This window comes from Solidesulfovibrio sp. C21, from assembly GCF_047785625.1.
In the GTDB taxonomy this organism is placed as follows: Bacteria; Desulfobacterota; Desulfovibrionia; order Desulfovibrionales; family Desulfovibrionaceae; genus Solidesulfovibrio.
Window position 1 is genome coordinate 1 of the sequence record NZ_JBLODY010000122.1, and the last position, 7385, is coordinate 7385.

6 protein-coding genes are annotated in these 7385 nt (G+C 66.3%); 2 read left to right on the forward strand and 4 right to left on the reverse strand.

Going from position 1 to position 7385, the window contains the following annotated elements:
* Positions 1 to 212: 212 nt before the first annotated feature.
* Both ACMZ6R_RS19610 and ACMZ6R_RS19615 read left to right on the forward strand, forming a co-directional pair.
* The gene (locus ACMZ6R_RS19610; RefSeq protein WP_416114640.1) at positions 213 to 398 is read left to right on the forward strand and encodes a hypothetical protein; all 186 of its coding nucleotides are present in this window, start codon (positions 213 to 215) and stop codon (positions 396 to 398) included.
* Between the two features lie 52 nt (positions 399 to 450).
* Positions 451 to 1341: a delta(1)-pyrroline-2-carboxylate reductase family protein gene (locus tag ACMZ6R_RS19615; protein WP_416114641.1), complete on the forward strand. Its 891-nt coding sequence runs from the start codon at positions 451 to 453 to the stop codon at positions 1339 to 1341.
* A gap of 161 nt (positions 1342 to 1502) precedes the next feature.
* On the opposite strand, the gene ACMZ6R_RS19620 is transcribed toward ACMZ6R_RS19615, so the two are convergent.
* The 4 genes from ACMZ6R_RS19620 to ACMZ6R_RS19635 form a co-directional block, all read right to left on the reverse strand.
* Positions 1503 to 3479 carry a cation:proton antiporter gene (locus ACMZ6R_RS19620; protein ID WP_416114642.1) on the reverse strand — a complete coding sequence of 659 codons (1977 nt, stop codon included), beginning with the start codon at positions 3477 to 3479 and terminating at the stop codon, positions 1503 to 1505.
* Positions 3480 to 3528: 49 nt separating this feature from the next.
* Positions 3529 to 4011 (reverse strand): MarR family winged helix-turn-helix transcriptional regulator, encoded by a 483-nt coding sequence (locus tag ACMZ6R_RS19625; protein WP_416114643.1) that lies wholly within the window; start codon positions 4009 to 4011, stop codon positions 3529 to 3531.
* 83 nt (positions 4012 to 4094) lie between these two features.
* A complete protein-coding gene (locus ACMZ6R_RS19630) occupies positions 4095 to 5567 on the reverse strand; it encodes an MFS transporter (protein WP_416114644.1) in 1473 nt (490 codons plus the stop codon).
* 73 nt (positions 5568 to 5640) lie between these two features.
* Positions 5641 to 7305: a class I SAM-dependent methyltransferase gene (locus tag ACMZ6R_RS19635; RefSeq protein WP_416114645.1), complete on the reverse strand. Its 1665-nt coding sequence runs from the start codon at positions 7303 to 7305 to the stop codon at positions 5641 to 5643.
* Positions 7306 to 7385 lie beyond the last annotated feature (80 nt).

Below are 7385 nucleotides of genomic sequence, written 5' to 3' on the forward strand. Positions count from 1 at the left end.
GGAGGGAGGCCCCTTTTTGCAAAAAGGGGCCTCCCTCCCCCGCGCCCCCTCCCTCCCCGAAAAACTCTCAAGGGGGGTGCCATGATGGGAAAATCCTTGAGGGAAGTCGGGGCGCTTTCCGCCAGGGTCTTGCGACGCTGGTTGGAGATGGCGTAAGAGGAGATACGGGCGTTGGATGTCGTCCGGCACCATGAATTTCGGGAGGGCTTGGTATGGACGAGCCCAATATCGTCAGCAAGTTTTATCATCCCGACTGGGATGTCACCTTTGCCGTCTGCGCTTACCGCAAAATCACCAAGGTCGAGGGGGCCAAGGCCATCGAGGCTTTTTTGATCCGCAACAATCGCCGTCCGCCCCGGCGCGGCGCCATGGTCACCATCTACTCCCGCCTGCGCTGACCCGGCTTCCCGCCGCTGCTTGGGCCTTCGCCCGACGGGGCCGGGAGAGCCCATGTTCGATTATTTTTCCCTGTCCGACGCCATAGCCGACGTGCTGCGCGCGCGTCTGGCCGGCCGGGTCGCGGCCCCGGAACGCTTGGCTGTGCCCGTGCCCGGGGGGGTGCTCCTGAGCATGCCGGCAGCCGACGACACCATCGCCATCGTGAAAAACATCACCGTGCATCCGCAAAACAAGGACCTGCCCGTCATCCAGGGCGAGGTGCTGGTCCTCGACGCCGCAACCGGCCGCAAGCTCGCCGTGCTCGACGCCAGGGAACTCACCGCCCGGCGCACGGCGGCGGTCAGCCTGCTGGCGGCCCGGCTGTTGGCGGCTGATAAACGGGGGCCGCTTTTGGTCATCGGGGCCGGTGTGCAGGCCAGGGCCCATGCGGCAGCGTTTTGCCAGGGGCTTGGCGTGCGGGAGGTGCTGGTGGCGTCGCGCACCCGGGCCCGGGCCGTGGCCCTGGTTTTGGAATTGGGCGGGCAGGGGATCGCGGCGCGGGTGGCCGACGACATGGCCGCAGCGGCCAGGGAGGCCTCCCTGATCGTCACGGCCACCACCAGCCGGGAGCCGGTTTTTCCGGACGGCGTGCGGGACGATGTCTTTGTCGCGGCGGTGGGGTCGTTTACGCCCGAGGCGGCCGAAGTGCCGATATCGCTGGTGTCCCGGGCCACGCTTTTCGTGGACGATCTGCCCTCGGCCCGGGTCGAGGCCGGGGATTTCCTGCGCGCCGGCGTAAACTGGGAGCGCGTCATGCCCCTGGAGCGCCTCCTGGACGCGTCGCCGCGCCTGTCCGGCCCCGTCATCTTCAAGACCGTGGGCCATGCCATCTTCGACTTGGCAGGAGCCAGGCATGCCATGGGGGAGAGGAGAGAAGAGGATGCGAGAGGGGAAACCCTTTAAAAAGGGTTCTCCCCTCTCGCGCTCTCCCCTTCCTAAATTTCTCAATGGGTTACAGTTGGCTCCCCGACGTCATCCCTTTTAGGAGTCTTTGGAAAGGGGGCCTGGGGGGAAACCTTTCTGCAAGAAAGGTTTCCCCCCAGCTTCCTCTCCTCCAAAAATCCTTACGCCTCGGCGGGAGCGGCGTTGAAGAGGGCGGCACCATCTTTAAGCGACTCGGCCGTGCCCATCACGTAGAGTCTGTCCCCTGGTGAGAGGGCGAACGGCCCGTCGGGGTTGGGCAGGAATTCCCCGCCGCGCCGCACCGCCGCCACGGTCAGGTTGTGGTCGCGCCGCAACCGGATTTCCTCCAGGGTGCGCCCGGCCAGAGCCGACGCCTCGTCAACGGTGAAAATCGCCACATGGAGCCCGGCCAGGGACTTGTCCGGCGAAAACGTGGCCATGGCGGCCAGGGAATCGGGCAGCATGGCCCGGTAGCCCTCGCGCCGGATGTCCTGGGCCATGTGCTCGATGTCGTCGCGCGGCACCATGAACTTGGCCAGCACCCGGGCGAAAACCACCAGTGACGCCTCGAATTCCTCGGCAATGACGTCGTTGGCCCCGAGATCGAGTAAGGCCTTGATCTCGGTGTTGAACCGCGTGCGGGCGACGATATACAGGGCGGGATTTTCGCACCGGGCGATTTCCACCGCCCGTCTGGCCGCGGCCGCGTCGGAGATGACCACAGCCAGGGCCCTGGCGTCGCGGACCCCCATATGGACCAGCACGCCGGGCTTGGACGCGTCGCCGAAATGGATGGGCTCGCCCTTTTTCGCTTCGTTGCGCACTGTGTCCGGGTTCATCTCCAAAATGACGTAGGGGATATCCGCCGCCTTGGCCGCCCGGGCGAGTTGCCGGCCGCCGGCCCCGAATCCCAGAATGATCATGTGGTCGGCAAGCCCGGGTTCGGGCGTGGTCTCGGGCGTGTCCCGGATGCCGGTCAGGCGGCAAAAAAGTGCCGCCAGACGCGGCGCGGCGGCGATGAGGAAGGGGGCGAGCACCATGGTCACGATGCTGGCGGCTAAAAATTTCTGGTAGAAATGTTCGGAAATGACGTGGTGGGAAAAACCGGCCTTGGCCAGGATGAAGGAGAATTCGCCCACTTGGCACAGGGCCACGCCGGCCAGCGCGGCCGTGCGCGCGGGGTAGCCCAGGATACGCGTGGCGATGCCGGCCATGACCGCCTTGACGCACAGGATGAGGACCACGGCGCCGAGGATCTGGCCGGCGTGGTCCCAGGCCGTCGCGACATTGAGCAGCATGCCGATGGAGATGAAAAAGAGCGAGGTGAAGACGTCCTTGAAGGGCAGTACCGCCTCGTGCAGGCTTTCCCGGTAGTCCGAGCCGGAAAGGAGCAACCCGGCCAGAAACGCCCCCAGGGAGACCGACAGGCCGATGGCGGCGGTGAGCAGGCTCACGGCCAGACAGATGCCGAGCGCCGTAAGCAGGAAAAGCTCCCGGCTGCGTGTGCGCACGATGGAGAGCAGCAGGCGCGGCATGAGCTTGCGCGAAAGCACCACCAGCAGGATCAGTACGGCCGCGCCCTTGAACACCGTAAACACGATGGAGTTGGTAAAGCCGAAGGTCCGGCCGGCCAAAAGCGGCACGGAGAGTGTCAGGGGCACGGCGAGCAGGTCCTGGAAGATCAGGATGCCGAGGATCACCCTCCCGTGGGGGGCCTCCATCTCGGCCCGTTCCTGCAAGGTCTTAAGGACGATGGCGGTGCTGGAGAGGGCGGCCAGCATGCCGAGCAGAATGCTGGCGCCGCCGGAAAGGTCCAGGAACATGGCCAAGCCGAAAAAAAAGCCCCAGGTCAAGAGCACCTGGGCCGCGCCGCCGAGAAACACCGGCCGTTTGAGCCGCGAGAGGTCGGACAGGGAAAGCTCCAGGCCGATGGTGAAAAGGAGCAAAATGACGCCGAGTTCGGCAAGGATCTCCACGTCGTGGGCCGAATGGACCAGCCCCAGGCCGTAGGGGCCGCACACCACGCCCGTCAGGAGCATGCCGACCAGGGCCGGAATCTTCAGGCGATGGCAGACCAGGATAACCAGGACAGCCAGGGCGAAGATGATGGTGACGTCGGGAAGAAGCGGGATGTCCATGGCGGTAGTATGGACGAAACGTCGGCCCTTGGGAAGTGGGATCCCCCCGTCAGGCCTTGAGATCGGCCCGCACGGCGTCCATGCAGCGACGAAGCGATTCGAGCGAGGCCAGTACTCCTTCGCGCTTGGCCGGTTCCACCATGGACAGGATGCTGGTGAAGAGCCCGGTCATGAAGGTGCGGATTTCCTCGCAGGCGCGCCGGCCGGCCGGCGTGAGGGAAAGCAGGATAACCCGGGCGTCGGCCGGATCGGGATGCTTTTCGATGAGCCCCTGGCGCGAGAGCCCGGTGGTGACGGCCGTCACCCGGCTTTTGGTCACGCCGAGCCGGCGGCCAAGCTCGCCCGGGGCCAGGTAGCGGGTTTCGCCCATGGTCAACAGCGCCCGCAGCGCCGCCGGCGGCAGGTGGAACCGTTCGCTTTGCATGGCGATGCGGGCCTGGCAGCAGGCGAAAAGGTTTTCCACGGCTTCCTGAAGCCGTTGCGCCTGCCCTTCGGAGACAGGCGCTTCCAGAATATTGGCGTGATCGCTCATGTGGAAAAATATGTAGGTGAGGGATGTCGGCCCTGTCAATGCGGCATGGGAGACGGATTTGCCCTGGCGGTGGCCATGCCGTTTCAGGCGCGGCGCATCCGGTTGCGCCGGGCCGTCAACAGCCAGGTGAGCGCGGCCAGGGCGATGGCCACGAGCAGCAGCCCGGCCAGCCAGCGGAACACGCCCGCCACGCCGGCGGCCAGGACCTCGGGCGGGGCGCTGGTCAGTTCCGTCCGCGCGCCCGCATGGCCCGGCAGCAGCACCAGGGACGTGAAAATCGTACCCACCAGCGGCAGGCCCGTGGATTGGCCGAAGACCCGGGCATAGTTGGCCAGCCCGGACCCCACGCCGAGTCGGTGCGGCGGCATCTCGCCCATGATCGACGAGTTGTTGGGGGCCTGGAAGATGCCGATGCCGAGCCCCACCGGCATGGAGCGCAGTATGTAGCCCCACCAGGGCGTGGTTACGGTCAGGCCGCCAAGCGCCATGGTGCCGCACCACAGGATCGAAAGCCCTATGATGCGGATCAGGCACGAGCCGTAGCGGTCGGCCAGACTGCCGGCGATGGGGGCCGTCAGCGCCATGGAGAAGGGCAGGATCATCATCATGAGCCCCATTTCCGTCACGGTCCGGCCTTGGGCCGACTGGAGGAAAAAGGGCATGATGAAACCGCTGGCCCCGGTGATGAAGACCAGCACCGACATGGCCAGCCCGAGGCTTATGAAGGGATTGGCGAAAAGCGAGAGGTCGAGCATGGGCGCCTTGGCCCGGCGTTCGATGGCGATGAAAAGGACCAGTCCGGCCAGGGCGACGCCCAGCAGCCCCATCGCCGTCGGATCGGAAAAACCGTGGCGCTGGGTCAGGGTCATGCCCAGGCAATAGCTGCCGAGCGTGAGGCTGGCCGTGATCGCGCCCGGGATGTCGAAGCGTTCTCCTTCCTTGACCGGCGGCAGAGTGGGCATGAAGCGGCGCACCACGAAAAAGGCCGCGATGCCGATGGGGACATTTAAAAGGAACATGGAGCGCCAGCCGGCAAAGCCGATCAGCACGCCCCCAAGCGGCGGGCCGAGCATGAGCCCCATGGCCACCGTGCCGCCGATGAGTCCCAGGGCCCGGCCCCGGCTGGAGGGCGGGGCGATCTGGGTGACGATGGCCATGCCGAGGGACTGACTCATGGCCGCGCCGATGCCCTGGGCGGCCCTAAAGGCGATGAGCCAGTGGACCGACGGAGCCAGCCCGCAGCACAGCGAGGCGCTGACGAAAAGGACCAGCCCCAGGGAAAAAATACGTTTCTTGTCGTGCATGTCGCCAAGGCGCGAGACCAGCAGCAGCAGGCTGGCGATGACCAGCACGTAGCTGAGAATCACCCACTGGATGACGGCGAAATCGGTGTGCAGCGCCTTGACCAGGGTGGGCAGGGCCACGTTGACGATGCTCATGTCAAGGGTGGCCATGAACACCATGAGGTTGACCCCGAGCATGGCCAGGACGGGAGAATGGGCAATCGTGACGGGCTGCGGCCCGGGCATGCCGGAGCCGCGATCGAATGAATCCATAAAGGGAAATATCCTTGCTAGGTGAGAAAATCCACCCCCCCATACGCCATTGGCCGGCGCGGGGGAAGAGGTCTTACAGGGTCGGGCCCGGCTGGCGGTAGTCCAGGTCGCCGTGGGTGACGGCGGCGAAAAGCCACTGGGTGACGGCCTCCAGGGCGTCCGCGTCGGCCCGGCGGCACAGGGGATGGCGGGACAGCCGGGCCTCGAGGCCCGGCGGCAGGGAGGCCCCCGGGGGCAGGTCCAGGTACGGGGCCAGCGCGCCGATTTTCTGGCCGACGAGGTTCACGCCCCGGTCGATGAGCAGTTGCAGGGGGATGTCGCAGCCAAGCCGCCATTCCAGGTCGATGTAGCGGATGTCGTCCGTTTCGGGATGAAAGAGCACGTTTCCCGGGTGGGCGTCGAGCAGGCTTCCGGGCAGCCAGCCCTCGGCTTCCCGGTGCGGATAGACGGACCGGCCCAGATGGTCGCGGCAAAAGGCGGCGAAGCCGGATGCGCTCGCCGGCCCGGCCGGTTTGGCCCGGGAGGCGATGTGCTCCATCCAGGTCACGAGGCTCTTGGCCGCGCGGGCCGTCTCTCCGCTCTCCACGGCGCAAAGCGTGGCCTGCAGGAAACTGACGTAGCCGAGCCGGTAGGGCTCGCGGGCTTTTATGTGCTGGCTGCCCGAGGCGAAGGTCGCCGGCGGCTGGTCGTGGAGATTTCGCCGCAGCACGTCCACGCCGTCGCCGGCCGCCACGAACCGGGTCATGGTCTGGAAGCGCGGCGGACAGGAGTCGGCATTGACGGCCACGGCCAGGGTGTCGCGGTTGGCGGCGAGCAGCGGCGCATCGTCCGCGGCGGCGGCCAGCACCAGAAAGGAATTCATGAAATGTCCGGCCGTGCCGGCACCCAGGGCCGAACGCAGGAACTGGCGTTCGCTGAACGTCGGCCAATGCCGGCCTTCATAGTCCCGGGTCGGCAGCTCAAGTAGGGGCAGGACGTCGATGCCTTCCATGCCCAGGGCGCGTTCGGACACCACGGTGTCCGGGGTCTTGTAGTCGGGCGAGGGGTAATACCACTGCGTGGCGGGAAATCCGGCCCGGGCGAGCAGGGCGGCCAGGGCCGGGCGGTCGAAGGTGCGCGCCGCGCCACGGCCAGGGTAGCCGTTTATGCCGGCGTAGGGTCGGCCGGTATGGTCTTCGGGCAGTCCGGCCAGGTATTTGTGGCCCATGCGATTTTCGATGGCCAGGATCAGGCAGCCGTCGTCCTTCAGGTAGCGTTTGGCCTCGGTCAGGAGTCTCTCATGGGGAGCCGCGCCGTCGATGAAGGCGGCGGCGTATTCCAGCACGCCGACAAGGGTCACCACGTCGTACTGGTGGTCATAGGGCAGCCCAACGGCGTTGGCGGCCACGATTTCCAGATTGCGGGCCTTGCGGCAGCGGGCCTTGATGACGGCCGCCCGTTCGGGGGAGCCTTCCACGGCTGTTACCCGATGAGGCAGGGTGGCGAGGTGGGCGGTGAGCGCGCCACAGCCGGCCCCGAGTTCCAGGATGCGTCCGCCCGGGCCGAAGTCGATCCAGGACAGCAGCGTCTTGCGGCGCGGGGTCAGGTGGTAGTGGATGGCCCAGGGGGCGTCCTTGGGGAAAAGTTCGTACTCGTCAACGGTATGTTCGCTGAAAAAGCGCAACAGATAGCCTTCCGCGCCGTCGCTATAGCCGATGGTCCCCTCCCCGAGCGTAACTTCCGGTTCCTGTCCCGTCATGGTGTCTCCAACGGCAAAGGTTCTCTCCCGGCTGTTACCGTCAAAATTTTTCGGGGAGGGTGGGGGTGTGGGGGAGGGAG